The sequence below is a fragment of the Nocardia sp. CA-135398 genome (genome assembly GCF_050955845.1).
In the GTDB taxonomy this organism is placed as follows: Bacteria; Actinomycetota; Actinomycetes; order Mycobacteriales; family Mycobacteriaceae; genus Nocardia.
Genome location: NZ_CP192084.1, coordinates 4,811,531 through 4,835,310 on the forward strand (window position 1 = coordinate 4,811,531; position 23,780 = coordinate 4,835,310).

27 protein-coding genes are annotated in these 23,780 nt (G+C 66.4%); 14 read left to right on the forward strand and 13 right to left on the reverse strand.

Annotated elements, in window-relative coordinates; all coding sequences use genetic code 11:
• The first annotated feature begins 42 nt into the window (after positions 1 to 42).
• Together ACQP1T_RS21200 and ACQP1T_RS21205 are read left to right on the forward strand one after the other, a co-directional pair.
• On the forward strand, positions 43 to 366 hold the full coding sequence (locus ACQP1T_RS21200) for a DUF4913 domain-containing protein (protein ID WP_433754787.1): 324 nt from the start codon (positions 43 to 45) through the stop codon (positions 364 to 366).
• A 44-nt stretch (positions 367 to 410) separates the two neighbouring features.
• On the forward strand, positions 411 to 1,127 hold the full coding sequence (locus ACQP1T_RS21205; RefSeq protein ID WP_433754788.1) for a metal-dependent hydrolase: 717 nt from the start codon (positions 411 to 413) through the stop codon (positions 1,125 to 1,127).
• A gap of 312 nt (positions 1,128 to 1,439) precedes the next feature.
• On the opposite strand, the gene ACQP1T_RS21210 is transcribed toward ACQP1T_RS21205, so the two are convergent.
• Positions 1,440 to 1,925: a carboxymuconolactone decarboxylase family protein gene (locus ACQP1T_RS21210; protein WP_433754789.1), complete on the reverse strand. Its 486-nt coding sequence runs from the start codon at positions 1,923 to 1,925 to the stop codon at positions 1,440 to 1,442.
• 169 nt (positions 1,926 to 2,094) lie between these two features.
• On the opposite strand from ACQP1T_RS21210, the gene ACQP1T_RS21215 reads away from it, so the two are divergent.
• From ACQP1T_RS21215 to ACQP1T_RS21225, 3 genes are all read left to right on the forward strand, one after another.
• Positions 2,095 to 3,033, forward strand: coding sequence for an RNA polymerase sigma-70 factor (locus tag ACQP1T_RS21215; RefSeq protein WP_433762290.1), 939 nt, complete (start codon positions 2,095 to 2,097; stop codon positions 3,031 to 3,033).
• Positions 3,034 to 3,326: 293 nt separating this feature from the next.
• Positions 3,327 to 4,331, forward strand: coding sequence for an SMP-30/gluconolactonase/LRE family protein (locus ACQP1T_RS21220; protein WP_433754790.1), 1,005 nt, complete (start codon positions 3,327 to 3,329; stop codon positions 4,329 to 4,331).
• A gap of 48 nt (positions 4,332 to 4,379) precedes the next feature.
• A complete protein-coding gene (locus ACQP1T_RS21225) occupies positions 4,380 to 5,630 on the forward strand; it encodes a lipase family alpha/beta hydrolase (RefSeq protein ID WP_433754791.1) in 1,251 nt (416 codons plus the stop codon).
• 14 nt (positions 5,631 to 5,644) lie between these two features.
• Here ACQP1T_RS21225 and ACQP1T_RS21230 read toward each other — a convergent pair whose 3' ends face one another.
• Positions 5,645 to 6,739, reverse strand: coding sequence for a hypothetical protein (locus tag ACQP1T_RS21230; RefSeq protein ID WP_433754792.1), 1,095 nt, complete (start codon positions 6,737 to 6,739; stop codon positions 5,645 to 5,647).
• Positions 6,740 to 6,858: 119 nt separating this feature from the next.
• Here ACQP1T_RS21230 and ACQP1T_RS21235 point away from each other — a divergent pair, with 119 nt between their 5' ends.
• Positions 6,859 to 7,656, forward strand: a complete 798-nt coding sequence (locus ACQP1T_RS21235; RefSeq protein ID WP_433754793.1) for a HugZ family protein — start codon at positions 6,859 to 6,861, stop codon at positions 7,654 to 7,656.
• 177 nt (positions 7,657 to 7,833) lie between these two features.
• Positions 7,834 to 8,520: an arsenate reductase ArsC gene (locus ACQP1T_RS21240; protein ID WP_433754794.1), complete on the forward strand. Its 687-nt coding sequence runs from the start codon at positions 7,834 to 7,836 to the stop codon at positions 8,518 to 8,520.
• Between the two features lie 2 nt (positions 8,521 to 8,522).
• Here ACQP1T_RS21240 and ACQP1T_RS21245 read toward each other — a convergent pair whose 3' ends face one another.
• The gene (locus ACQP1T_RS21245; protein WP_433754795.1) at positions 8,523 to 9,149 is read right to left on the reverse strand and encodes a TetR family transcriptional regulator; all 627 of its coding nucleotides are present in this window, start codon (positions 9,147 to 9,149) and stop codon (positions 8,523 to 8,525) included.
• 111 nt (positions 9,150 to 9,260) lie between these two features.
• Between ACQP1T_RS21245 and ACQP1T_RS21250 the strand changes: the two genes are divergently transcribed.
• From ACQP1T_RS21250 to ACQP1T_RS21260, 3 genes are all read left to right on the forward strand, one after another.
• Positions 9,261 to 9,767, forward strand: a complete 507-nt coding sequence (locus tag ACQP1T_RS21250; protein ID WP_433754796.1) for a VOC family protein — start codon at positions 9,261 to 9,263, stop codon at positions 9,765 to 9,767.
• Positions 9,768 to 9,851: 84 nt separating this feature from the next.
• A complete protein-coding gene (locus tag ACQP1T_RS21255) occupies positions 9,852 to 10,724 on the forward strand; it encodes a TIGR03619 family F420-dependent LLM class oxidoreductase (protein WP_040691299.1) in 873 nt (290 codons plus the stop codon).
• Positions 10,725 to 10,946: 222 nt separating this feature from the next.
• The gene (locus ACQP1T_RS21260; protein WP_433754797.1) at positions 10,947 to 11,828 is read left to right on the forward strand and encodes an RNA polymerase sigma-70 factor; all 882 of its coding nucleotides are present in this window, start codon (positions 10,947 to 10,949) and stop codon (positions 11,826 to 11,828) included.
• Positions 11,829 to 11,858: 30 nt separating this feature from the next.
• Here ACQP1T_RS21260 and ACQP1T_RS21265 read toward each other — a convergent pair whose 3' ends face one another.
• From ACQP1T_RS21265 to ACQP1T_RS21285, 5 genes are all read right to left on the reverse strand, one after another.
• The gene (locus tag ACQP1T_RS21265) at positions 11,859 to 12,713 is read right to left on the reverse strand and encodes a fructosamine kinase family protein (RefSeq protein WP_433754798.1); all 855 of its coding nucleotides are present in this window, start codon (positions 12,711 to 12,713) and stop codon (positions 11,859 to 11,861) included.
• Between the two features lie 77 nt (positions 12,714 to 12,790).
• Complete coding sequence (locus tag ACQP1T_RS21270; RefSeq protein ID WP_433754799.1) at positions 12,791 to 13,579, reverse strand: amino acid ABC transporter permease; 789 nt, start codon at positions 13,577 to 13,579, stop codon at positions 12,791 to 12,793.
• A complete protein-coding gene (locus ACQP1T_RS21275) occupies positions 13,576 to 14,223 on the reverse strand; it encodes an amino acid ABC transporter permease (RefSeq protein WP_433754800.1) in 648 nt (215 codons plus the stop codon). The genes ACQP1T_RS21270 and ACQP1T_RS21275 overlap by 4 nt, the downstream gene beginning before the upstream one ends.
• 30 nt (positions 14,224 to 14,253) lie before the next feature.
• Positions 14,254 to 15,141, reverse strand: coding sequence for a glutamate ABC transporter substrate-binding protein (locus ACQP1T_RS21280; protein ID WP_433754801.1), 888 nt, complete (start codon positions 15,139 to 15,141; stop codon positions 14,254 to 14,256).
• Between the two features lie 17 nt (positions 15,142 to 15,158).
• Positions 15,159 to 15,923, reverse strand: a complete 765-nt coding sequence (locus tag ACQP1T_RS21285; RefSeq protein ID WP_433762291.1) for an amino acid ABC transporter ATP-binding protein — start codon at positions 15,921 to 15,923, stop codon at positions 15,159 to 15,161.
• 244 nt (positions 15,924 to 16,167) lie between these two features.
• Between ACQP1T_RS21285 and ACQP1T_RS21290 the strand changes: the two genes are divergently transcribed.
• Genes ACQP1T_RS21290 through ACQP1T_RS21300 form a run of 3 tightly spaced genes read left to right on the forward strand, consistent with a single transcriptional unit; the run spans position 16,168 to position 19,134 of the window.
• Positions 16,168 to 17,358, forward strand: coding sequence for a CaiB/BaiF CoA transferase family protein (locus tag ACQP1T_RS21290; protein ID WP_433754802.1), 1,191 nt, complete (start codon positions 16,168 to 16,170; stop codon positions 17,356 to 17,358).
• Positions 17,355 to 18,197, forward strand: coding sequence for a citryl-CoA lyase (locus ACQP1T_RS21295; protein WP_433754803.1), 843 nt, complete (start codon positions 17,355 to 17,357; stop codon positions 18,195 to 18,197). Before ACQP1T_RS21290 ends, ACQP1T_RS21295 begins: the two co-directional genes overlap by 4 nt.
• Positions 18,184 to 19,134, forward strand: coding sequence for a cyclase family protein (locus ACQP1T_RS21300; RefSeq protein ID WP_433754804.1), 951 nt, complete (start codon positions 18,184 to 18,186; stop codon positions 19,132 to 19,134). Before ACQP1T_RS21295 ends, ACQP1T_RS21300 begins: the two co-directional genes overlap by 14 nt.
• Before the next feature lie 64 nt (positions 19,135 to 19,198).
• Here the strand turns inward: ACQP1T_RS21300 and ACQP1T_RS21305 are convergent, their stop codons facing one another.
• From ACQP1T_RS21305 to ACQP1T_RS21320, 4 genes are all read right to left on the reverse strand, one after another.
• Positions 19,199 to 19,966: an IclR family transcriptional regulator gene (locus ACQP1T_RS21305; RefSeq protein ID WP_433754805.1), complete on the reverse strand. Its 768-nt coding sequence runs from the start codon at positions 19,964 to 19,966 to the stop codon at positions 19,199 to 19,201.
• A gap of 125 nt (positions 19,967 to 20,091) precedes the next feature.
• Entirely contained in the window at positions 20,092 to 20,871 is a 780-nt protein-coding gene (locus ACQP1T_RS21310) for a helix-turn-helix domain-containing protein (RefSeq protein WP_433754806.1), read from the reverse strand.
• 66 nt (positions 20,872 to 20,937) lie between these two features.
• Entirely contained in the window at positions 20,938 to 21,468 is a 531-nt protein-coding gene (locus ACQP1T_RS21315) for a pyridoxamine 5'-phosphate oxidase family protein (protein ID WP_433754807.1), read from the reverse strand.
• Positions 21,469 to 21,506: 38 nt separating this feature from the next.
• Positions 21,507 to 22,103, reverse strand: coding sequence for a type 1 glutamine amidotransferase domain-containing protein (locus ACQP1T_RS21320; protein ID WP_433754808.1), 597 nt, complete (start codon positions 22,101 to 22,103; stop codon positions 21,507 to 21,509).
• A 112-nt stretch (positions 22,104 to 22,215) separates the two neighbouring features.
• Between ACQP1T_RS21320 and ACQP1T_RS21325 the strand changes: the two genes are divergently transcribed.
• Entirely contained in the window at positions 22,216 to 23,319 is a 1,104-nt protein-coding gene (locus tag ACQP1T_RS21325; RefSeq protein WP_433754809.1) for a glutamate--cysteine ligase 2, read from the forward strand.
• Here ACQP1T_RS21325 and ACQP1T_RS21330 read toward each other — a convergent pair.
• Positions 23,313 to 23,780, reverse strand: a complete 468-nt coding sequence (locus tag ACQP1T_RS21330) for a DUF4383 domain-containing protein (protein WP_433754810.1) — start codon at positions 23,778 to 23,780, stop codon at positions 23,313 to 23,315. The genes ACQP1T_RS21325 and ACQP1T_RS21330 overlap by 7 nt on opposite strands.

The following is a 23,780-nucleotide window of genomic DNA, read 5'->3' on the forward strand; positions in this document are numbered from 1 at the left end:
GGCGCCATGAAAGAGCAGCGGACACACGTCTACGGATCGGTAGTGGAGTTCGTCGAGAACTACCTGGCCCAGGTCTATCGACGCAAAGTGGCCGATAACGGCCTGGCCTGGTGCCCGGAATGGTGGCGGCACACCGAGGCCGTGGCACGCCTCGAGGCGCTCTGGCGCTCCTGGGAACTCTATCGGCTCAACGACACATTGGGCCTGTCACTATGGTTTCTGGACCATGCCGACAGCCATATGGACATGCTGTTCGACCCCGACGGACCGTTCGCGGGTTGTTCCATGCACAATGGGCACACCGACCGCCTCTGGCCGCTCTCGGTGAAATCTCCTCCCCCCGATACATTTTCACCCACCGGTTAGTCGCGTTTGTTTGAAACAGGTTGTGGTCAACTAACCTTCATGCGGTGCTAGGACATTCACATGCGACCAGTGGCGCTTTCGCCTGGTCGGTGGCAGCGGCCACGCTGCCCATCTCGGCGTTGGTATATCCGGTATTGCCCACTGGCGACGCGCATCTCGGTGCCGTCGAGGTATTGCTCGGTACCTTTCTGACAGCAGGGGCCGCGCTGCTGCCCGATGCGGACCATCCCAACGGCACCATCGCGCATGTACTCGGTCCGATCTCCTATCACCTGTGCCGCTTGATCTCCTGGATCTCCGGTGGGCATCGGCACGCCACGCACTCCTTCGCCTTCGTCATCGGTGTCGCCTACGGAACCTGGGCAGGTGAGCATTGGCTCGGACGATATTTCACATTGGCATTGGTGTTCTTCCTGCTCGCGCTCGCGGTGCGGGCACTGCATCTGTGCCCTTCCGGCGAGGGCATCGAGGCCTGGGGCACGGTGATTATCCTCGCCACGGCAGGGACATTCGCGATGGATCACTGGATCACCGATAAACCGGCGTGGTTGCCGTTCGCTGTCGGGCTCGGGGCGCTGGCCCACCTCGCCGGTGATTGCCTCACCGATAAGGGGTGCCGACTGTTCTGGCCGTTCCCGCTGCGTACCTGCGTGCCCGTGATCGAACGGACCGGGAACAAGGTCGAAACCTGGATTCTCTCACCGTTGTTCACGCTGGCCACACTTGCCGTGCTCTGGCACGTCTTCTCCGTCAATCCCTAGTCCCCCGCAATCCGCGGTCCCCCGCCGCTGCGGCCGTCACTGGCCGCCGCGGGGGTCCCTGCTGGTCCTTGCGGTTTTGGAGTGTTCAGGACTGGGTGAGTTATGGGTATGACATTTATATAGTTCAATACGCATATCTAAATAGGCGGATGTATTTTCGACTCTGCGTCTCGCAGGTCCACCGGATATGTCCCCTGAACTGCTTTCGCTCACGGCCGCGCCCGTCCGGCCCGCTCCTGCGCGTCGAAAGCGCTCCCCCATCCGCGGACCCGGCCCGAATTGTCCTGGGCCGGACCGGGGTCCGCGTATGGGTCAGCTCGCTACGCTCTCGAACGTGCCGGGCACGTACGAGCCGCCCTTGGTCTGTGTGATCACCAAGAGCCGGTTGGCGGCGTTGATCATGGCCACCAAGTAGACGAGCGCGGCAATCTGGTCGTCGTCGTAGTGCTTGCGCACCTGAGCCCAGGTCTCATCGGACACACCGAGATTCGCGTCGGCGAGGCGAGTGCCCTCCTCCCCGAACGCCAGTGCCGCCCGCTCAGCCTCGCTGAACACGGTGGACTCACGCCAGGCGGCGACCAGATTGATCCGAACCGCTGGTTCGCCAGCTGCCGCCAACTCTTTGGCGTGGGCGTCGACGCAGTAACCGCAGCCGTTGATCTGGCTGGCACGCAACTCCACCAGCTCCACCGTGGACTTCGGCAGCGACGACTCCATGATCGCCAGGCTGGTGCTGGCGAACCGCTTGCCGATCTTGGCGCCGAGCTCGTTGCCGTTCAGGTTGAAACGAGGTTCCATCACTTCGGTCCTCACTTGTTGTGCTGAATTGAACGACAATGAGACGGCGGCGTACCGTTTCGCGTAACAGCACACGAATGTGACGCACACCACCCCTGTTTCGCTGTTACGAAACGACAGGATCGGACGTCTGATGGGCGACGGAACCGAGAGTGAACAGGAGCAGCCCATGCCCGGCATGTCGCAGTCCACGGCCGCAAACCGCCGCGCGGGCAGCAGCCGCGACGACCGTCCGGACTCCGCGACGGAAACGTTTGTCGCGCACCGCAACCTGCTCTTCACCGTCGCATACGAGATGCTCGGCTCGGCCGCTGACGCCGAAGACGTGATGCAGGAGACCTGGCTGCGCTGGTCGGGCGTCGATCTCGATACGGTGCAGGACCAGCGGGCGTACCTGGTCCGCATCGCCACCCGCCAATCGCTCGACCGGTTGCGTGCGCTCGGGCGCCGCAAGGAGTCCTACGTGGGCCCATGGCTGCCCGAGCCTTTGCTGACCGCGCCCGATGTCGCCGAGGACATCGAGCTGGCCGACAGCGTGTCGATGGCGATGCTTTTGGTATTGGAAACCCTCACGCCTATCGAGCGAGCGGTGTTCGTGCTGCGCGAGGTATTCGATCTCGAGTACGACGAGATCGCCGAGGCGGTCGACAAGAGCGCGGCCGCGGTCCGTCAGCTCGCGTACCGGGCACGAGCACACGTCGCCGCACGCCGCCCACGCGGAGTGGTCTCCGCGGACGAGAGCCGAGACGCGCTGGCGGCGTTCCAGCGCGCCATCGAAACCGGCGAACTGCAGAGCCTGCTGGACATTCTCGCACCGGAAGTCGTCTTCCTCGGCGACGGCGGCGGAATCGCACAGGCCGCGCTGATGCCCATTGTCGGTGCCGACGCGGTCGCGGGTTTCCTCGCCGCCGCGCTCGGAAACCTGACGGCGAGGTCCGCGCAACCTGTTTTCGTCAACGGCTACCCGGCACTGATCCTGCGACTCGATGGCGACATCGACGCCGTCGTAGCTGTGCGCATCGATGACGGCCTCATCACCGGGATCTACTCGGTGCGCAATCCCGAGAAGCTGTCGCGTTTGCAGCAGGAGACCGCCCTGTATCGCTGACGCGCTGGGCAGCCCCGCCCCGGAAACCACGACGTGAAGGACGGCCCTCCCCTTCTCCCCCATCTGTGCCCACGACGCGATATCCGATACTGCCACTTACCTTTTGCTCCTATGTTGCACCAAGCGATGGGCGCCCTCCTCTCTTCGATGCCGCGTTCGGCGAAGCCGGACGCATGTCGTTTGCCATCCCCTGAAAGGTGAATACATGTCTAGATGCGCATATCTACGTATGGGCATGTCATTTGAGTCCCGTTCTACGGCTGTGGGTTGTCGATGCCGAGATAGGGTGAGCCATGGTCGTCGGATCGACAATGCAGCCGCGGCGCTGGACACCACCGCCTGCCCCACCCCGGGCTCGCGAAAAGCGGAGCGCCACACCACTTCCCCAGGTCGCGCGATTCGAGCTGCCCGGTACGGCACCCGAGGATGTGGTGCGCACCGCCGACGGGCGGATCATCGCGGGAGTCGATGACGGTTCGATCTACTGCATCGATCCAGCGGACGGTGCCGTGAGGCTGCTGGCGAACACCGGCGGCCGGCCGCTCGGTATGCATGCCGAGGCCGATGGCTCGCTGCTGATCTGCGATTTCGATCGCGGCCTGCTGCGACTGGACAGCGCGGGCGAGATCGTGGTGCTCGTGGACGAGGTCGACGGCGAACCACTCCCCTTCGTCAGCAATGTGGTTCGCGCCGAGGATGGCACGATCTACTTCTCCTCGTCGTCGCGCCGTTATCCGCTCGATGAGTGGATGGGTGATCTGCTGGAGCATTCCGGCACCGGTCGGCTGTTCCGCCTCGATCCGTCCGGCAAGCTCGAAACCCTCATCGACGGACTGCAATTCGCCAATGGCGCGGTCCTCTCTCCCGACGGGTCCTGCGTGCTCGTCGCGGAAACCGGCGCCTACCGCGTGACCCGATACTGGCTGACCGGACCGAAGGCGGGCACCTGCGACCGTCTGATCGAGAACCTGCCCGGGTTCCCGGACAATATGGCTCTCGGTAGCGATGGCCTGGTGTGGATCACTCTGCCGTCACCGCGAAATCCATTGCTGGACCGCCTACTTCCGCTGCCCGGCATGCTGCGCCGGATCGTGTGGGCGCTACCGCAATGGGTCCAGCCCAAACCGCCGCGCACGGCCTGGGTGATGGCCGTCGACTTCGACGGAAAGGTCGTGCACGACCTGCAGACCGAGGGCACCGACTTCGCGATGGTCACCGGCGTCGTCGAGCATGAGGGCACCCTCTATCTCGGTAGTCTCACCGAAACCGCGGTCGGAGTCAGCCACATACCTTCCTAGGCCGCGCTGCGACACGAAAATCTCAGTGAACAGTTGTACACTGAGTGAATGAGTGAGCCCGAGCGGCAACGACAGGCCGAGATTCAGGCGCTCGCCCGGTTGGCGGGCGATGAGTTGGGTGGTGCGATCGAGGGGATCGCCGCCGTGCATCGAGCCGTCTCGGACCGCGTGTTCGCGGTGGTGCGACTAGGTGTCGGTCCTGCGGCGCAGCCGGTCAAGGTGGTGCACGATGCGCTGACCGATGGGGTGTATCGGCTGGTCGGCGGCACCGCGGTAACCGTGGGAGCGCTTGCCGAGCGCGCCATGGATATGCCCGGCGCTCCGGTGCCCTCCCGCACCGTGTACGGCTCCGGATTCCTCGCGGCATTGCAGGGGTTGATCGGAGACAGTCTCCAGGACGAACGGCCGATTCTGGCCGGGCCGATGACCTTTCGGATCAATGGTGAGCCGGTCGCGCCGGGGTGGGTCGGCGATGTGGTGTCGAATCCACGCCCGCGCATCGTGGTCTTCCTGCACGGTCTGGTGGAGACCGAGCACGCGTGGCGGCTCGGCGGGCGGCCCAGCTATGCCGAGCGGCTCGAAGCCGATCTCGATTGCACGGCGCTGATGGTTCGATACAACAGCGGGCTGCACATCTCGGAGAACGCCCGTCTGCTGAACGGGATGCTGCAGCGGCTGGTCGAGAACTGGCCGGTGCAGGTCGAGCAGATCGCCTTTGTCGGACATTCCATGGGCGGCCTGATCGCGCGAGGCGCATGTTATGACGCCGATCAGGCCGACCTGCCGTGGGTGCGTCGGGTGCGGCATATCGTCTGTCTCGGATCACCGCATTTGGGCGCGCCGTTGGAGCAGCTGGTCCACTATGCCTCCGCCGCATTGGTGAAAATTCCGGAGACCCGGCCCTTCGGACGGCTGCTGCGCCGCCGCAGCGCGGGCATTCGCGACTTGCGCCACGGCTCGCTCGTCGATGAGGATTGGCACGGCCTGGACGCGGATGCCTTGCGCCGCAGGGTCGTTCGCGAGGTGCCGCTGCTCGACTGCGCCGATCACTACTTCGTCACCGCCTCGATCACCCGCAGCCCGCGCCATCCGCTCGGTCACATCATCGGCGACGGCCTGGTGCTACCGGCCAGTGGCTCCGGCCGAAATCGGGCCCGGCGCATCGGTTTCGACGATGCCAATGGTCTGCATCTCCCCGGGGCCAATCACTTCACCCTGCTCAACCACGACGCGGTTTACCAGGCGCTGCTGCGCTGGCTGGCCGCCGATGTGCGCCAGGAGTCGGTGCGCTGCGGATGATCGGCGGCGCACGGTCAGAACAGTTGGTCGGGGTGGGTGTCGGCTTCCGCTCTGACGTCGGCGGCGAACTGGGCTTCGACTTGCGCGTCGGCGCCCGCGGTGTGGGCCGAGTAGAGCAGTAGGCAGCCGCGGATACCGTCGAGGAGATCTTCCAGCAGGTCCAGGGCCGGGCGGGTGGGGTCGAGGCGACTGATCCGGAATTCGTCGAGGAGGGCGGCGCGGGACGCGCCGTCGAGATCGAATTTGCGGGCCTGCTCTTCGATTTCGGCGACGCGGCCCACTACTGCCCATGGGGCGGGCACGTGCCCCTCGGATACGGCCATGGCCTCGGCGATGAGGTCGACGACGATGTCGGTCGGGGTTTCGCCGCCGGTCAGGCGCTCCAGCACCAGGGTCGGGGTTTCGACCTGCAGTGCCTCGATATCGTCGGCTTCGACGACCACATCGGCGGTCGGGACGCCGGAGAGTTCACCCGCGACCTCGGCGGCGGCGTAGAGCCAGTGTGCGGCCGCGACGGATGCGGAGGCGGGGTCGAGTTCGGTGAACAGTTCCACCGTGCCGAGCGGGTCGGCGCGCAGCAGGTCGTCGGCGGCCTGTACCTGGGCCGGTGAGACATCCGGGCGGGAGAGTTCGACGGCTTGGCGTGCGCGACCGGACAGATCGCCGAGTTCGGCGGATTCGATGGCGGCCTGTTCGGTGCGGACCTCGGCGGCGATGGTGTCGCGCAGGCCGGAGTCGTCGATGGCGTGCAGGGTGCGCCCGACGCGGTGCGCGGATTCGACCACGCCGCTGTAGGACACGACGAGGCCGTGGTCGGTCGGCAGGTTCGGAGTGCGGATTCCGGCCTCGACCTCCTTGAAGTTGCGGCGCTCCTCCGCGCGCCGCCAGGCCTCGCTATTGGGGACGTCGGGGTCGCCCGCGGCGCTCGCCGGATGCGTGTAGGTGCGCCACTGGAACCGGGACAGGGTGGTCAGATTCGACGCCAAACTCGTTGCCTGGTCATGGTTTATCGGTGGCAGCTCGGCTACCGTGCTCGTGAGATCGCCGCGTCCGGTCGCCCAGATGGCGACGAGGGCGTTGCGGTCGGCGTCGAATGCGTATCTGGTCACGCACGCCAGTCTTGCCGATCCGCGGCCGTTGCGCGCGCGATCGCCCCGTTCGAGATGCGGTCTTCGCCGTTTCAGTGTGCGATGTCGGCGCTGCCGTGGTCCCTGCGAGGATGGAGGGTATGACTCTCGATCACGGTGATCCCGGCGACGCGCCTTCGATTCCGCAGCCGACCGCGCCGGTGGTGAATTCGGTCCGGCCGTCGGCGGCCGAGGAGGCCAGAACCGTTGCGGCGGCGACGAATATCGCGACGCTGGCGAGTTTGAGTGAGGACGGCGGTCCGTGGGCGTCGTTTGTCACCTATGGGTTGTTGGAGGGTCAGCCGGTGCTGTGCGTATCGCGGATGGCCGAGCACGGGCGCAATCTCGCGGCGGATCCGCGGGCCAGCTTGTCGGTGGTGTCGCCTGATGTTCCCGCGGATCCGCTGGCCGGCACTCGGATCACGCTGGCCGGTGTGGTGGAGCGTCCGGTCGGCGATGAGGCTGCGGCGGCGCGTGCGGCGCATCTGGCGGCGGTGCCGGCGGCGAAGTACTACGTGGACTACAGCGATTTTTCGCTGTGGGTGTTGCGGGTGCGGCGAGTTCGATGGGTCGGTGGGTACGGACGGATGGATTCCGCGACCGCGGAGCAGTATCTGGCCGCCGCGCCGGATCCGGTTGTTCCGGTGGCGGGGCGGGCGATCACGCACCTGAATGACGATCACGCGGACGCGCTGTTGTCGATGGCGCAGGTCTTGGGTGGATATCCGGACGCGACGGAGGCGAGTTGCGAACGCGCCGACCGGTATGGGCTGGACTTGCGGGTCGTGACGCCACGCGGGCTGGCGCGAACGCGAGTCGGCTATGCGTCCCCGCTCGATTCCGCCGACGAATTGCGCTCGGCGACAGTTGAATTGACGAGGCGTTCGCGTGAGGGGTGATGGCGCAGTCCCGCGGTGATCGATCGGCAAAGGGTTCTCTGCGCTCACGGTTTCGCGGCGCACTGTGTCGGGGGGTTCGTCGGCGGTACGCCGCGTTGTGGTCTGCGGGTTCGTTGGGGTTCATCGCCAGTTTGGTTGCCGCACAGGGCCGCTGGTGTCACCCTCACTATTGTGGCTATGCCCGAGCGGACGAACCGGGCCGGTTACGCCGAGATCACTCCGGCGTACCGACTCCTCGATATTGTGCACGGCACGGCGCTCGCCCGTGCCGAGCGGCGCCTGCACCGCGAGTTCACGATCTTGTTCGACGCCAATACGATTCACCGATTCCTGCACGACTCCTATGCGCAGTTCGGGGCGCGGGCGCCGGTGAAGCTGTATCTGCCGCTGCTGGCCGAGCGCTTCGCCAGGCAGCAGTTGCACGCTCGGGCCAAGGTGGAGGGTCGGATGGAGCACGAGGTCCCGGTGGTGCTGTTCCTGTGCACATTCAACGCCGGGCGTTCGCAGATGGCGCTGGGGTTCTTCGAGCATTACGCGCAGGGTCGGATATTGGCCTGGTCCGGTGGGTCGGAGCCGAGTGGGGCGCTGAACGCGGCGGCGGTCGCGGCCATGGCCGAGGTGGGCATCGATATCTCCCATGAGTTTCCCAAGTCCTGGACCGATGAGATCATCTTGGCCGCCGACGTCATCATCACCATGGGGTGCGGCGACGTGTGTCCGCTGGTGCCCGGCATCCGGTACGAGGAGTGGGGGGTGGACGATCCGGCCGGGCTGCCGTTGGCCGAGGTGCGGCCGATCCGCGACGATATCCGCCAGCGGGTAATCGACCTGCTGGCCAGCCTCGACCTGCCGGCCACCTGCTGACCTCACGCACCGCCTGAAGTCGCGTGGAGCACCGGCACGGTGAGCATTGCGACGATCATGTCGATGATCTCGGCGGTGTCGCCGCCGGGGTCCGCGGTGCGCACGCCCGCTTCGAGCGCGCGTTCGTAGTCGGCGATCAGGGCGAACATGACGGTCGTCATGGTTTCCAGGCGCTGGCGGCGTCGGCGGGGTGGCAGTTGCGGCAGGGCCGCGTCCAGGCGAGTGGCGATGATGCGGACGGCGGCGCGGTCGGCGCCGGCGAGGCGGCGGGCGTCGGCGATCACGGGGTGGGCGCGCACCACCTCGAGGAAGCGGCCGTAGTGGGTGACCTGTGCGGTGCAGATGAGTTCGAGGATGGGGGCGGCGAGCATCGCGACCAGGGTGCGGATCTGGTGTGCGGTGCCTTCGGTTTCGTATCGGGCGAGCAGGCCCATTCGGCGGTCTTCGAGCCAATTCATTCTGCGGTCGACGATGGCCTCGAGCAGGCCGCCGCGGGAGTCGAAGTAGTAGTGCACCGCGGAATTGTTGCGTTGGCCCGCGGCCGCGGCGATATCGCGCAGCGGGACGTCGACGCCGCGTTCGGCGATGAGTCGTTCGCCCGCGTCGAGCAGTGCGGCGCGCGGATCCATGTCAGCACTGTACTGAACCCGAGTATTGACGAGGTTAAGCGGAAGTGCTTAATTGGGGCCGTACGGAACGAAGACGCGGCGGTCTTCGTCCAGCAGACTCGAGGTGATCCGATGACCATCGCGCGCGGCCCGATCTTCCAGCTGTGCTGGGTGGTGCGCGATATCGAGGCGGCGCAGCGGGAGTTCACCGACCGATTCGGCGTCGCGAAGTGGTTCACCATCCCGGACGTGCACTTCGGACCGCAGTCGTGCGAATTGCGTGGCGCGCCCGCCGATTACACGATCACGGTGGCACTGGGGTATGCGGGCGCACAGCAGTTGGAGTTGATCGAGCCAAAGTCCGGGACCAGTTTGTATTCCGAACATCTGGACAGCGTCGGGCCCGGACTGCATCACGTCGCGTGGGTGCCCGAGGACTACGACGCGGCGCTGGCCGATGCGGAGGCGTGCGGGGCCGAGGTGCTGGCGCGCGGGGCGTTCGAGGGCGTCGGGATGGAGTTCGCTTATCTCGATGGAGGCGCGCTGGGTTCGGCTGTCGAGCTCATGCGGTTGTCGGCGGATATGAAGGCGATGTTCGATTCTCTGATTCCGGAAGGGTTTTCGAATCCATGGGCCTAGGTGCCGAACTCCCTCAGCGCGCGGGCCTATCCGGTGCCGCATCGAACAGGGCGCGCAGCGCCGAACGTATGGAAGGCGATTGAGATGCGATTCACCTATGCCGAGACGATGACGGACCCGACCTTCTATGTGCCGCTGGCACAGGCCGCGGAAGCTGCCGGGTATACCTCGATGACGATCGCCGACAGTGTGGCCTATCCGAAGGAGTCCGACGCCACCTACCCCTACACCCCGGACGGCAATCGGGAGTTCTTGGAGGACAAGCCGTTCATCGAGGCCTTCGTGCTGTCGGCGGCCATCGCGGCGGCCACGACGACACTGCGGCTGACGCCCTTCGTGGTGAAGCTGCCCATCCGTCCACCGGTGCTGGTCGCCAAGCAGGCCGCCTCGATCGCGGCATTGAGCGGGAACCGGTTCGGCTTCGGCGTCGGCATCAGTCCGTGGCCGGATGATTTCGAAATCATGGGTGTGCCGTTCGAACGTCGCGGTGCACGCATGGACGAATGCATCGATATCGTGCGCGGGCTCACCGCGGGCGGCTATTTCGAATATCACGGGGAGTTCTACGATCTGCCGCCCATCAAGATCAGCCCGGTGCCGACCGAGCCGATTCCGATCCTCATCGGTGGACACAGCGGCCCGGCATTGCGCCGCGCGGCTCAGCGCGGCGACGGCTGGATGCATGCCGGTGGGGATCCGGCCGAATTGGACCGGCTGCTCGCGAAACTCGATGTCCTGCGTGCCGAATACGGCACGCGCAAGGATTTCGAGATCCATGTCATCTCGCTGGACGGCTTCACCGTCGACGGTGTGAAGCGGTTGGAGGACAAGGGTGTCACCGATGTGATCGTCGGTTTCCGTTATCCCTACACCACCGAACCCGATACCGAATCGCTGGACACCAAGATCGCGCACCTGTCCCGGTTCGCGGAGAAGGTCATCGCGAAGACGAGCTGAACTCATCCCCCGGAGCCGGGATTTCTCCTTGTCGTCGGCGACTCCGGGTATCGCGATCGGGGCGTGCATCAGACATGTCGCCCAACTCGGGGACGTGATGCCCGTCACGTGCCCCTGCTGTCACAGAATGTGGTGGTCGGGCGTCTGGTGAGCGACGCCGTCGAGATCCAACAGACAGGAGCCTCCCGTGGCCACACAGTTCCGGACGCCGGGGGCGCAGTCGTGAGTGCGGATGCCGCCACCGAAGTCTTTGTCACCCACCGAAACCTGCTCTTCACCGTCGCGTACGAAATGCTCGGCTCGGCCGCCGACGCCGAGGACGTGCTCCAGGAAACCTGGCTCCGGTGGGCGCGCGTCGACCTGGACACCGTGCAGGACCAGCGCGCCTACCTGGTCCGAATCACCACCCGCCAGTCCCTCGATCGACTGCGCGCGCTCGGACGCCGCAAAGAGTCCTATATCGGCCCCTGGCTGCCGGAACCGCTGCTCACCACGCCGGACGTCGCCGAGGATGTGGAACTCGCCGAGAACGTCTCGATGGCGATGCTGCTGGTGCTGGAGACGCTTGCCCCGATCGAGCGCGCGGTATTCGTGCTGCGCGAAGTGTTCGACCTGCCCTATGACGAAATCGCCGCTGCCGTCGACAAAACACCGGCCGCGGTCCGCCAGATCGCCCATCGTGCCCGCGCACATGTGGCCGCGCGTCGACCTCGCGGGCCAGTTTCGGCGGCGCAGAGCCGAGATGTGCTCACGGCGTTCCAGCGGGCGCTCGAAACCGGCGATATACAGGGTCTGTTCGATATGCTCGCGCCCGATGTCGTGCTCCTGGGTGACGGTGGCGGAATCAAACAGGCCCTGCCGCGGCCGGTCACGGGAGTCGACAAGGTGGCCCGCCTCCTGGGCGCGCTGTCGGACAGAGTCACTGCCTGGTCGCTGGAACCGGCCGAGGTCAATGGTTTCCCGGCGCTGGTTATCCGGCTCGATGGCGAACTCGATACGGTCATGGCGGTGCGCATCGACGACGGGTTCATCACCGGTCTCTACGCCGTCCGCAATCCCGAGAAGTTGTCGCATATGCAGGGGGAAACCGCATTGCGCCGCTGAGTCCGTGCGCCTCGGATACGAATTGCGGTGTTATCGGTGCGATGGGGCGAGGGCGGCCGTGGCGGTGGCGAGGGTTCGGGATCGGTAGGAGCTGCCGAAGAGGGCGACGTGCACGAGGAGTGGGTGCAATTGATGCAGGGGGATGCGGGCCTGCCAGCCGTCGGCGAGGGGGTGGGTTTCGTGGTAGGCGGCGCGGATTCGGTCCAGGTGTGGAGCGCCGAAGAGGGCGAGCATGGCGAGGTCGGTTTCGCGGTGACCGCCGTGGGCGGCCGGGTCGATGAGGAGCGCGCGGTCGGCGGTCCACAGGATGTTGCCGGACCACAGATCGCCATGGATGCGGCTGGGTGGTTCGGGTGGGCCCGCGAGGGTTTCGATATTCTCGATCACGCGTTCCAGCAAGCGAATTCCGTCGCGACCGAGATCTGCGGCGGCTCTCGGCAGATATGGGGCGAGGCGGTAATCCGCGTACCAGCGCGCCCACGAGCCATCGGTCTGGGTGTTGTCCAGGGGCAGATCAGCGATCCAACCCGGCCACGGTGCGCCGAACCAGCCTGGTGAATCCCGGTGCAGCGCAGCAAGTTCGCGCCCGAAACGCTCCGCTGCGGATGCGGTCGGCGCGGCCGCGGGCACCCAGGGCAGTACCAGCATCGCGTCATCTACTGCCAGCACCTCGGGCACCAGCTTCGGCGCGCCCGCGGCGAGCCAACGCAGCCCGGCCGCCTCCGCCGCGAATACCGACGCCTGGTCGAGCGCGGCCTTCACGAAGACCTCGCGCCCGTCGCCGAGTACTGCCCGATACAACGTCCACGAATGATGTGATCCGAGATCGGTCATCGAATCCACTGCCACACCAACCAGTGCCGCCAGATCCGCCGCGCCCGTCACTTCGATCCCCTGCCCACGCCCCCGAACCTACCCCGCCCGGCGCCCACTTCGGCCGGTCCGGCCGCCGCGGCTCGCGGTCAGCTCTCGATGCGCCGAGCCAGTCGGGACAGGGTGGTATCGACCAGCAGGTAGACCACGGCGACGAGGGTGTAGATCGGTATGGCGTACTGCCCGCCGAGGTATTCGACCGCGATGCGGCCGCTGCGCAGCAGCTCGGTGTAGCCGATGATGAATCCGAGGGAGGTCTCCTTCAGCACGGTCACCAGCTGACTGATCAAGGCGGGCAGCATGATTCGCACGGCCTGCGGAATGAGGACGATGCGGAAGGTCTGCGCCTTGCGCAGGCCGATCGCGGCGGCCGCTTCGGCTTGGCCCTTCGGCAGCGACACGATGCCCGCGCGGAAGATCTCGCTCATGACCGCACTGTTGTACAGCGAGATTCCCAGAGTCAGCGCCCAGAAGCTCGGCACCACGATGCCAAGGCGCGGCGCGCCGAGGAAGATGAAGAAGATCAACAGCAGCAGCGGCAGGCCGCGGAAGATCTCCACCCACACCCGCACGATCGCACGCAATACCGCGTTCTCGGAAAGACGCAGGGCCGCAAGGAGAATGCCGCCCAGGATCGACAGCACGACCGCGAATAGCGCGCACTGGACGGTCGCGACCAGTCCGGCGAGCACGGTGCGCATGAGATCCCGATCGAGCAGGACCTTCCACAGCCGCGGGTCCAGTTGGTGGTGGGAGGCGAGCTGGTAGATCAAGGCCGCGCCGACGATCGCGGCCGCCGCGAGCCCGATCCGGCCGACGAGGCGGACGCGACGTTCACTGCGTGGGCCAAGGACGTCGTACATGGCTGTCGTGGTCATCGCGCTATCGCCACCTTCCGTTCGACGAAGTTGGCGATCATTCCCGCGGGCACGGTGATCGCCAGATAGAGCAGGCTGGTCGCCGCGAGCACCCACAACACCGCATCGCTGTTCTCACCGATGACTCCCTGCGCGCGGGTGAGCAGCTCGGCGACTCCGAAGGCGCTGGCGATGGCGGAGCTCTTGGTCAAGGCGATGAAGGCGTTGATCAGCGGCGGTATCACGCCGCGGAAGGCCTGCGGCAGCACGATGAAGCGCATCGACGCCCCGAAGGTGAGCCCGATCGCGCGGGCGGCTTCGAACTGCCCGCGCGGGATGGCGTTGATGCCCGAACGAATCGCCTCGCAGAAGAATCCGGTGTAGTAGATGCTCAGCGCGGCGATGGCCGCGGCGGTGAAGGGAATGCGGATGCCCAGCTGCGGGAAGCCGAACAGCGTGAAGAAGAAGATCACAGTGGTCGGCACGTTGCGGAAGGTCTCGACGTAACCGGCGCCGATCTTCTGCAGTAACGGTATAGGTGAGACGCGGAAGATGGCCAGTACGGTTCCGCCGATCAGCGCGAGCACGGTCGAAAGCCCGATCAGGCTCAGCGTGATCGCGAAACCCCGCGACAGTGCGCCGAAATTGTCAATGACGACATGCATGGAATGGTCCTCGAAAGCGGGTGGCAGCGATCAGCTGCACGATTGCTGTTTCGGCAGGGTGAGCCGTTGAGTGGTGTAGCGGCCGAGACTGTCGGCCCAGGCTTTGTCGGCCGACCCGTCGGTATAGAACTCGGTCACCACGGTGTTGAGGAACGCGCAGAATTCGCTGTCGCCCTTGGTGATTCCGACGCCCCACACCTCGTTGGTGAACGGCTTGTTCAGCATTTCGAGGTCGGTGGAGTTCTTGCTGACGTAACCGGCGCCGATCGGCCCCTGGGTGGCCAGGGCGTCCACCGAGCCGTTCTTCAGCGCGTCGATGCATTTGGAGGAGACGTCGAACTCTACGAGGTTCACGTCGGGAAATTCCTTCCGCAGCGATGCCGAGACAGCACCGCCCAGGGTCGAGCACACTCGGATGCCCGAGGGCGTGTGCGGATCGCTGACGTGCTCGGGGTTGCCGCTCGGGACCACCAGGTCATTGGTGACATCGAGATAGGTGCCGCCGAACCCGACGACCTTCTGCCGCTTCGCGGTGATCGAGAATGTCGAGACGACGATGTCGACCTTGTTCTGCTGCAGCAGTTCTTCGCGGCTGGCGGAGTTGCCCTCGATCCAGTCGATGCGGTCGCGTGATAGCCCGAGGCGTCCGGCGATATAGCGGACCAGGTCGACTTCGAACCCTTCCTGATCGCCGCGCAGATTGCGGGCCGACAGTCCCGGGTGGTCGAATCGGGTGCTCACCCGCAGCACTCCCGACCGGGCGATCCGCTCCATGGTGGAGCCCGCGGGAAACTGCGGCGACTGCGCGACCTGGGGCGAAATCCCGGTGGCCACCGACGATTGGGTGCCGAATACCGCGACAGCGCCGATCGCCGCGATGGTGGCGAGCGGAATCAACACGCTCCGAGGGAATTTCATCGTCGACTCACTCGCTCTCAGTGCAGCACCTTGGACAGGAAGTCCCGGGCGCGGTCGGATTCGGGCGCGGCGAAGAACTGCTCGGGCGGGGCCTGTTCGACGATGCGGCCGCCGTCCATGAAGATGACCCGATCAGCGGCCGAGCGCGCGAAGGCCATCTCGTGCGTGACCACCACCATGGTCATCTGCGAGTCGGCGAGCTCCTTCATCACCTCGAGCACTTCGGTCACCATTTCCGGATCCAGTGCCGAGGTCGGCTCGTCGAACAGCATCACCTTCGGCCGCATGGCCAGCGCCCGGGCGATCGCCGCGCGCTGCTGCTGACCGCCGGACAGCTGTGCGGGCAGTTTCTGGCCCTGGTCGCCCACGCCCACCCTGTCCAGCAGCCGCCGCGCGGTCGCCTCGGCGTCCTGTTCGGCGACGCTCAGCACCTTGACCGGCCCCAGCATGACGTTCTGCAGCACGGTCATGTGTGAGAACAGGTTGAAAGACTGGAACACCATGCCGACCTCGGCGCGCAGCCTGGCCAATTGTCTTCCCTCACTGGGCAGTTCGACGCCGTCGAGCAGAATGCGGCCCGAGCTGATGGGTTCGAGCCGGTTGATGGTGCGACACAGCGTCGACTTGCCCGACCCCGACGGCCCGATGATCGCGATGACCTCACCGAGGTGGATGTCCAGCTCGATATCGCGCAGCACGTGGTGGCTGCCGTAATGCTTGTTCACTCCCTCCATCCGCACCACGACGGGCGCGGTAGCCGTCTGCGATGACGATGGCGGCATCGAGTCGACGGTCGGCTGCATGGCAAGTCCTCCAACACTGCTGATGTCGCGGCGGGCCTTCGCGCCCCACCGTTCGACGTGTGATCCCGGTCATGTTCAGGGGTGCCGCGACGCTAGCACGCAGAACCCGCTTTGGTCCACTAGACGGATCGTGTGGACCATCCTGTGGATTGGATGCTAGGTTGAGGTCACTCACACAGCGACACCTCGGGGACCGCATGCCGACCCCAGAAAGGCGCTTCGGATGAAACTTCTGGAGGGGATCCGCGTCCTGGATCTGACCAACGTCCTCGCCGGGCCCTACGCGAGCTACCAGCTGGCCCTGCTGGGCGCCGACGTCATCAAGGTCGAAGTACCCGCCGCCGGGGATCTGGCCCGCCAGCTCGGCGCGGACACCCAGTTGTCGGCGCGGCGGCTGGGCGCCTCCTTCGTCGCGCAGAACGCCGGAAAGCGCTCGATCACCATCGATCTCAAGCAGGAAGCCGGTCGCGAGGTCTTCGACCGACTGCTCGCCACGGCGGATGTTCTCATCGAGAACTTCCGGCCCGGCGTGCTCGCGCGGTTGGGCTATCCGTGGGAGACGCTGCGCGCGCGCAACCCCCGGCTGGTCTATTGCGCCATCTCCGGATTCGGCCAGACCGGACCGATGCGCGACCGTCCCGCCTACGACCAGATCATCCAGGGCCTGTCCGGCATGAGCACGGTGACCGGTACCCCCGAGACCGCGCCGCTGCGAGTCGGTTTTCCGGTCTGCGACACCCTCGGTGGCATGGCCGCGGCCATGGCGATCAACGCCGCCCTCGCCGCGCGCACCCGCACCGGAGCAGGCGCGTATCTCGACGTGTCCATGCTCGACACCGCCCTCACCGCCATGGGTTGGGTGGTCTCGGACTACCTCATCGCCGACCGCCGTCCAACTCCGAACGGCAACGAGAATCCCACCGGCGCACCGTCGGCCACCTTCGCGACCGGTTCCGGGAAGCTCAATATCGCCGCCAACAAGCAGGAGCAGTTCGAGATCCTGTGCAAGCTCATCGGGCGCGAAGACCTCATCGACGACCCCCGCTTCGCCCATCGCGACGACCGCAAGGCTCGCCGTGCCGAGCTACGCACCGAGCTCGAGACCGCGCTTGCCGCGAAATCCGCCGCGCAGTGGGAGCCGCTGCTCAACCAGGCCGGGGTCCCCGCCGGGCTGGTGCTCGATGTCACCGCCACCCTCGAACTGGAGCAGATCGCCCAGCGCCGCCTAGTCCACGAGGTCGCGCTGCCCGACCGCACGGCGCGCGTGCTGGGCGCGGGCTTCCACGTCGACGGCGCGCCACTGGCACCGGCCGCTCCCCCGCCCGCACTGGGCGCGGACACCGACGACCTGCTCACCAAGCTCGGTTTCAGCTCCGATCGCATCGCCGAACTGCACGAGGAAGGTGCGGTATGACCCTCGTCCACGACACCACCATCGCCGAGGTCACCCAGTGGTGGCGAACCGATATCAGCGATATCGCTCCGGGCGTCATTCGCTACCACGGCTATCCGATCGAGGAGCTGATCCCCACCACCTCCTACGCGGCGATGGTGTGGCTGATGATCCGCGGCGAGCTGCCCACGCCATGGCAGGCCCGACTGCTGGACGCCGCGCTGGTCGCCGCCGTCGACCACGGCCCGCAGGCGCCCTCGATCGCGGCCGCGCGCATGGCCGCCACCTGCGGCATCGGACTCAACAATGTCATGGCCACCGGCGTCGGCATGCTCGGTGACGTGCACGGCGGCGCGGGCGAGCAGTGCATGCAGATGCTGAGCGAAATCACCTCCCAGGCAAGCGATCCCACTGAGCTGCGGCCGATCGCCGACGGCATCGTCGCCCGATACCGGGCCGAGCGGAAATACCTCCCCGGCTTCGGGCACCGCTTCCACCCCCGCGACCCCCGGCGTGACCCGCTGCTGTCGCTGGTAGCACAGGCGCGCGACGAGAACGCCGTCGCCGGAGACCATCTCGCCGCGGCACTGGCACTCGAAGCGGCCCTCGCCGCGGGACGCGACAAACCGGTGCCGATGAACATCGACGGCGCCACCGCTGTCGTCTTCGCCGAACTCGGCTTTCCTGCCCCACTCGGACGCGGCCTGTTCGTGCTGTCCCGCTCGGTCGGCATCCTCGCCCACGGTTGGGAACAGACGCGACAGGGCGGACGCAACAAGGGCCCGATCCCCCGCACGCTGCTGCCCGCCTATACCGGCGAGCCGCCACGATCCGTCCCGCCTCACCATGCCAGCGCATAACCGCAGCGGCCTGCCATCCTACTGCACCTGGGACCGTTTCTCTGTCGATCCCGAACGCGGCACGGCCAACTACGCTGGAGCCGCCGAGGTGCGCGCTGCCGCCGAACTCGTCCGCCGCGGAACGGTATTCGGCCTCGACTACCCCCTCGATGCCTTCCAGCCGCCGATCGCGGGCTCCCGCACCGCGCCCCAGCACGCGATCACGGCTCGCCACCGCGACCATCGCGATGACCGGCTCGACGGATTCTGGCTACAGGGCAGCACCCACATCGACGGACTACGCCACCGCCGCCACGCCGAATGCGGGTTCTACCAAGGGATCTCGGAAGAGCGGATCACCCCGCACACCGCGGACCTCGGCGTCAACCGCTGGGCCGAGCAACCGATCGTCGGACGCGGCGTGTTGATCGACCTCGGCCGCTATCGCCAGGGGCTCGAACACCCGATCGACCACCGCGGCGGCGAGCCACTCGACATCGGGCTGCTCGACGACGCACTCGCCGCCCAGGGCACCCGACTGCAGACCGGAGACCTGCTGTTGCTCCGAACCGGTTGGGCACACTGGTATCTGAACGAGGCCACTGCGGACGAACAAGAGTGCATCCGTGCGACCAAGACCTGCACCGGTCTGGCCCAGTCGCCGCAGGCCATCGAGTGGTTCGCCGAGCACCGCGTCGCGCTGGCCGCTTCGGACACCTTCGCACTCGAACGCCTGCCCGCCGTGCCGGGATCGCCGTTCGGCGCCGATACCGACCACGGCATGATGCATCAGGAGTTGATCGCGCTACTCGGGCTGCCGATCGGCGAACTGTGGAAACTCGACGAGCTCGGCGCGGACTGTGCCACCGATGGCCGCTACGACTGCCTGCTCACCGTCAAACCGCTCAACCTCACCGGTGGCGTCGGCTCACCCGCCAACGCCACCGCGATCAAATAACCCCGAAGACGGTCCGCCCCACCGGCATCCGCGTCGCGCCTTGCCCGGCACCCGATCGACGCGGTCAGTCGATACCGGGCAGTCCCAGCGCGGCGATCTTCGCCGCGGCCGAGCGGGTGGCCTCGACATAGCGGGCCACCCGGTCTTCGGTGAAACGCCCGGTCGGACCGCCCACCGTCAGCGCGGCCACCACCCGGGCATGCGCATCGGTGACCGGAAACGCCAGCCCAGATGCTCCCATCTCACGCTCCCCGTGCACCAACGCATATCCGCGTTCGCGTGCCGCGTCGACCGCCGCCCCCAACTCCTTCTCGTACTCCGGACCGCGCGGGGACTCCGCGGCCACGGCGGGCAGCAGCTCCGGCGCCGCCTGCAGCAGCACCTTCCCCGCGGCTCCCGCCCACAACGGGTACGGCACCCCGACCGGAATCACGCTGCGCACCGTGGCACTGCTCTCGCACTGTGCCACCACGATTCGCGAAAGTCCCTCGCGGACATAAAGATTCACCGTTTCACCGGTATCCCTACTCAACTCCCGCATCACCTCGGCCACCTCATCGGAGGGCGTCCACATCCGGCCCGCCAACCGCACCCACCGCAGCATCCCCGGCCCCAGCCCGAAGGTGCCATCCGTCCGCGCGGTGAGCACATTGCGCGCGCACAGCGTCGCGCACAACCGCAGCACCGTGGTCTTCGGCAGTCCGGTGCCCTCCACCAACTCCTTGATCGAACGCGCCGGATGCGCGGTGTCGAACAACTCCAGCAGGTCGATCACCCGCGTCACCGCCCGCACCCCGGTATCGCCCGTCACCGAGCGCTCCACCGCATCCACCGCACCCTCCTCGCCATGGCTCCACTCGAACCCGATCCACCCTACGGACCAGTGGGACCATTTTCTACATCCACCACCCCACCGAACCCTGCGGTAGCAAGCGCTCGATCACACCCGAGGGCAGTTCATGACGACGCGGCGTTGAGGCGCTTCTTCGTCTCCTCATCGGCGGGGAAGAACGATTCGATGGCCAGTTCGGCGACGGTCACGTTCATCGGGGTGCCGAAGACGGTGGTGACGCTGATGAACGACAGTTCGTGGTCATCGTGGCGCAGGCGCAGCGGAACCACGGCCTGGTCCGGTTCGGGGAGGGTGAGATCGACTGTGCCGCCGGGATATTCGCGCAGTTCGTCGCGCAACTCGATCAGTTCGGGCGACCCGGTGACTTCGATCTGGCGCGCGAGCCGCTCGAAGATATGGCCGCGCCATTCGGCCAGATTGACGATGCGGCTGGCCATGCCATCCGGGTGCAGGCTCAGTCGCAGGGCATTCACCGGCACGGTGAGCAGTTTCGGGTCGATACCCGTCAACAGCAGTGCCACACCGGAATTGGCGTCGATCATCTGCCAGCTCTGGTCGATGGCCAGTGCGGGATAGGGGTCATGGCCCGCGAGGATCTGGCGCATCGCACCGCGCACCGCGTCCATGGCGGGTGTATCGAGGGATGGTTCGGCGTAGGCGGGTGCGAATCCGGCCGCCAGCAGCAGCCGATTGCGTTCCCGCAACGGGATTTCCAACTGCTCGCACAGGTGCACCAGCATGGGGCGGCTCGGATTCGCGCGACCCGTTTCGATGAAACTCAGGTGCCGCGCGGAGGTTTCGGCGCGCCCGGCCAATTCCAGCTGGCTGAGCCTGCGCTCGAGCCGCCAGTGGCGCAGCAGGTCACCGGCTGTCTGCGTACTCATCCTGTCGATCCTACGAAGCCACCGGCCCCGGCACGATTACCTGACGGGTAATCGAGGTGCGGCGACTCAGAACCGCCAGCGGGTAGCGCCACCGGGTTCCACGGTGGACAAGGCCGTGGCGGTGAGCGCGGTCAGGCGGTAGACGTGCCAAGGCGGCGGGCCCGCGGAGGGGGCGCTGTATTCGGCGGTGAGCGCCTCCCCGGTGTCGTCCACGCGACACGGCCAGCCGCCGTCGGCCCAACGTCGCGCCATATCGGCGACGGCGGCGGGATCGGCGATCCTGGTCGCGGTGCCCTCGACGACCAGATCGAATTCGTGGGTGGCCACACTCATCGAGCAGCGCGGATCGCGCGCCAGATTGCGGCCCTTGCGGCTGCGGGCGCCGGTCGTGAACCAGAAGGCGCCGTCTACCCAGAGCGCGCCGACGGCGGTGACATGCGGGCTGCCGTCGGGATTGATGGTGGTCAGCCAGCAGGTGTGCCGGTCGAGACCGCCGGTGCCGGGCGCTTGCTCGATACCCGCGTCGAGTCGTCTGCGGATGCTGTCCCAGTCGATCGGCGGCAGCTCGTAGCGGTCGGCGAGGTTGATTGTGTCCATATCAGTAGGACGATCCGTATCCAGGGAATTCACCGCTGTCAGAAGATTTCGTCGCCAGCGAAGGCCTGGGCCGACGGGGCCGCGGTGAGCTCGGCTCCGATCGCCTCGGTGAATTCGTTCAGGTCGCCCGGACTGCGCGAGGTGATCAGCGGCCAGCCGTTCTCATCCGAACGCACCACCGCACGATCGATCCAGCGCCCCTCGGCATTGACGACATCGGTGCGCAACGAGTGATAGGAGGTCAAGGTCTTGCCCGCGACTACGTCGGCCTCCACGAGCAGCCATGGACCGTGGCAGATCGCCGCGATGGGTTTGCCCGCACGCACGAACTGCTGTGCCACTTCAACGGCACGCTCGCAGACGCGCAGTTTATCGACGTTCACCGTTCCGCCCGGCACGACGAGCAGGTCGAAATCGTCGGCCTCGAGATCGTTGAGCGCCGCATCCGGCTGCACGACCTCATCCTTGTCGACATCGTGGCGAAAAGTCTGGACCTCGCTTCGTTCGGGGGTCGCGTGCACGGCCACGGCGCCGTGTTCGCGCAACCAGTCCAGTGGCACCAACAGCTCGTCGTGTTCGACGCCGGTATTCGCGGTAATGACCAATGCGCGCACACCACGCAATTCCTCGGACATACCGGACCCCTTTCTCGCCGATCCTTCACTAAGGTCGGCCTACCCCGGTGTGGGGCGCTCAAACGATTCCGGCATCCGTCCGGATCGGCGATTTGCGCAGTAAGATCCAGTAATGGCCGTGGCACTGCCCACTGTCGGCGTGGAAGAGGAGTTCCTGCTGGCGGATCCGATCACGGGTGCGCCGAGTCCGCGGAATGTCGAAGTCGCGGCGGCGGCGGCCGACGTCGGCATCGATCTGCAATTGGAATTGACACGCTGTCAGGTCGAGATCAATACCGGGGTGCATACCTGTACCCCCGCTTTGCTCGATGATCTGTGTCGACTACGCCGCAGTGTGGCGGATTGCGCGGAGAAGAACGGTGCCCGGTTGCTCGCGGTGGCTGTTCCGCCCGCGATACCGGATGCGTATCCGGTCACCGATACCCCCCGCTATCAACGCATCGAACAAAACTTCGGGATGCTCGCGCATGAGCAGGGTTTGTGCGGATGTCATGTGCATGTCGGGGTGTCGTCCCGGGATATCGCGATCCGGGTCGGGAATTATTTGCGGCCGTGGCTACCGGTGTTGCTGTCGTTGACGGCCAATTCCGCTGTCTACCGCGCCACCGATACCGGATATGCCAGCTGGCGCAGCATTATGTGGCGGCGCTGGCCGAGTGCCGGTCCCCCGCCCTTCTTCGATTCCGCCGCGGATTACGACGATATGGTGCGGATGATGCTCGCCAGCGGCAGCATTCTCGACACGGCGATGGTGTATTGGGATGTGCGGCCCTCGGCCTCGTACCCGACCGTCGAGGTGCGCGTCAGTGATGTACCGGCGACGGTCGAGGAAACGGCATTGCTGGCCACGCTGATTCGCGCGGCGGTCGTCATGGCGCAGACGGCGATTCAGGATGGGCTACCACCGCCGCCGGTGCCCGCGGAGGTTTTGCGGGCCGCGTATTGGAAGGCCGCCCGGTCGGGCCTGGACGGAGACGGACTCGACACGATCAGCGGGCGTGCCCTTCCGGCCGCCACCCTGCTCGCCGCGCTGGTGGACCACCTCACCCCGGCCCTCGAACAGTCCGGCGACCAGCAGTTCGTCGCCGATACCGTCAAAGCGGTTCTGGCGCGGGGCAATGGCGCCCGGCGACAACGCACCGCCATGCGAGCACACAACGATGTCACCGACGTCATCGATGTGGTCGCCGCCGCCACCCTCGAAGGCTGCTACTGACCGGACAGGCCGAATACCGGGCGCACGCCACCATCTCGGAGGACCTGCACCGCGACGATCGCCAACAACGCCACGCCGGTGACCAGATGCTCGATCGCGTCGGTGATATGGCTCGGGAAGCTGAAGATCAGCACGTGCTGGGAGAACAGCGCCCATACCCCGACCGCGAATCCCCCGCCCACTCCGGCGAGCACGCAGTACCAGGCCGACCACGACTTGCGCGTCGCGACGATCAGCGCGGGAGCGAACAGCAGTAGCCCGGCCACCGCGTGCCAGCCGTTGTAGTCCATGCCGAGCACCGGTGTCGCCGGGGCGTGTTCGCCGAGTTCGAAACTGGGCTCGGTGATCCAGCCCGCGATCGCCCACACGATATGGACCGCGCCGATCACGAACACGGCCCATTGCAGAAAACTCCAGCGCGCCAAGCCGATTCGCCGTTCGACCACCGATTGTTCGCTCAT

Coding starts and splice junctions, on each gene's coding strand:
- ACQP1T_RS21210 (WP_433754789.1), bottom strand. CDS start 1,925: ATGGAACCTCGTTTCAACCTGAACGGCAACGAGCTCGGCGCCAAGATC.
- ACQP1T_RS21215 (WP_433762290.1), top strand. CDS start 2,095: ATGCCCGGCATGTCGCAGTCCACGGCCGCAAACCGCCGCGCGGGCAGC.
- ACQP1T_RS21220 (WP_433754790.1), top strand. CDS start 3,327: ATGGTCGTCGGATCGACAATGCAGCCGCGGCGCTGGACACCACCGCCT.
- ACQP1T_RS21225 (WP_433754791.1), top strand. CDS start 4,380: ATGAGTGAGCCCGAGCGGCAACGACAGGCCGAGATTCAGGCGCTCGCC.
- ACQP1T_RS21235 (WP_433754793.1), top strand. CDS start 6,859: ATGACTCTCGATCACGGTGATCCCGGCGACGCGCCTTCGATTCCGCAG.
- ACQP1T_RS21240 (WP_433754794.1), top strand. CDS start 7,834: ATGCCCGAGCGGACGAACCGGGCCGGTTACGCCGAGATCACTCCGGCG.
- ACQP1T_RS21245 (WP_433754795.1), bottom strand. CDS start 9,149: ATGGATCCGCGCGCCGCACTGCTCGACGCGGGCGAACGACTCATCGCC.
- ACQP1T_RS21250 (WP_433754796.1), top strand. CDS start 9,261: ATGACCATCGCGCGCGGCCCGATCTTCCAGCTGTGCTGGGTGGTGCGC.
- ACQP1T_RS21255 (WP_040691299.1), top strand. CDS start 9,852: ATGCGATTCACCTATGCCGAGACGATGACGGACCCGACCTTCTATGTG.
- ACQP1T_RS21270 (WP_433754799.1), bottom strand. CDS start 13,579: ATGACCACGACAGCCATGTACGACGTCCTTGGCCCACGCAGTGAACGT.
- ACQP1T_RS21275 (WP_433754800.1), bottom strand. CDS start 14,223: ATGCATGTCGTCATTGACAATTTCGGCGCACTGTCGCGGGGTTTCGCG.
- ACQP1T_RS21280 (WP_433754801.1), bottom strand. CDS start 15,141: ATGAAATTCCCTCGGAGCGTGTTGATTCCGCTCGCCACCATCGCGGCG.
- ACQP1T_RS21285 (WP_433762291.1), bottom strand. CDS start 15,923: ATGCCGCCATCGTCATCGCAGACGGCTACCGCGCCCGTCGTGGTGCGG.
- ACQP1T_RS21290 (WP_433754802.1), top strand. CDS start 16,168: ATGAAACTTCTGGAGGGGATCCGCGTCCTGGATCTGACCAACGTCCTC.
- ACQP1T_RS21295 (WP_433754803.1), top strand. CDS start 17,355: ATGACCCTCGTCCACGACACCACCATCGCCGAGGTCACCCAGTGGTGG.
- ACQP1T_RS21300 (WP_433754804.1), top strand. CDS start 18,184: ATGCCAGCGCATAACCGCAGCGGCCTGCCATCCTACTGCACCTGGGAC.
- ACQP1T_RS21310 (WP_433754806.1), bottom strand. CDS start 20,871: ATGAGTACGCAGACAGCCGGTGACCTGCTGCGCCACTGGCGGCTCGAG.
- ACQP1T_RS21315 (WP_433754807.1), bottom strand. CDS start 21,468: ATGGACACAATCAACCTCGCCGACCGCTACGAGCTGCCGCCGATCGAC.
- ACQP1T_RS21320 (WP_433754808.1), bottom strand. CDS start 22,103: ATGTCCGAGGAATTGCGTGGTGTGCGCGCATTGGTCATTACCGCGAAT.
- ACQP1T_RS21325 (WP_433754809.1), top strand. CDS start 22,216: ATGGCCGTGGCACTGCCCACTGTCGGCGTGGAAGAGGAGTTCCTGCTG.
- ACQP1T_RS21330 (WP_433754810.1), bottom strand. CDS start 23,780: ATGAGCGAACAATCGGTGGTCGAACGGCGAATCGGCTTGGCGCGCTGG.